We start from the raw sequence: 737 nt of genomic DNA, 5'->3' as shown, positions 1-737 counted from the left end.
CTACATGGGGGTTATGGTTATCTCAATGAGTATCCGCTTGAGCGCCATGTACGGGACTTGCGTGTCCATCAAATATTAGAAGGCACCAATGAGATCATGCGGGTGATTGTCTCGCGTCAGCTTATGCAAGATGAGGCGCTAAGCCAGTTGCGCTAATCTTGGTATTAGGTTTTTAGCAATTGTATAAAAATAAAGGACTATTTATGACGGATTATACCAATCTTAACCTATCTATCGACGGAAACACTGCTACCGTCACCTTAAACAACCCACCTGCTCATACGTGGACAATGGACAGCTTACCTGCTCTTAAGCAGCTGGTTACTGATCTCAATGCCAATGATGATGTTTATGCCTTAATTGTCCATGGCGATGGTGAGAAATTCTTTTCAGCAGGTGCGGACTTAAATAATTTCTCAGACGGTGATAAAGGTCTTGCGATTAGCATGGCCATCGCTTTTGGTGAAGCGTTTGAAGCGCTATCAGCGTATCGTGGTGTGAGTATCGCAGTTATCAACGGCTATGCAATGGGCGGTGGACTTGAATGCGCGCTGGCCTGTGATATCCGTATCGCAGAATCGCATGCACAAATGGCCTTACCAGAGACCGGCGTGGGACTTCTGCCATGCGCGGGCGGTACGCAGAATCTGCCTTTACTGGTTGGTGAAGGCTGGGCGAAGCGTATGATATTGTGCGGTGAGCGTATCGATGCCGATACTGCATTACGCATTGGCTTA

General features: G+C 47.5%; 2 protein-coding genes. Both read left to right on the top strand.

What is annotated here, in order from left to right; translation table 11 throughout:
* Positions 1-156, top strand: a 156-nt coding sequence (locus ACS8FD_RS20155; RefSeq protein ID WP_439277174.1) for an acyl-CoA dehydrogenase family protein, incomplete at its 5' end; no start/stop codon positions are given.
* Between the two features lie 47 nt (positions 157-203).
* The coding region (locus ACS8FD_RS20150) for an enoyl-CoA hydratase (RefSeq protein WP_439277173.1) at positions 204-737 on the top strand (534 nt) is incomplete at its 3' end.

The sequence above is a fragment of the Psychrobacter sp. 1U2 genome (assembly GCF_051847575.1).
Note: the sequence above shows the minus strand (reverse complement) of the source record. Positions and strands in the feature narration are given on the sequence as shown.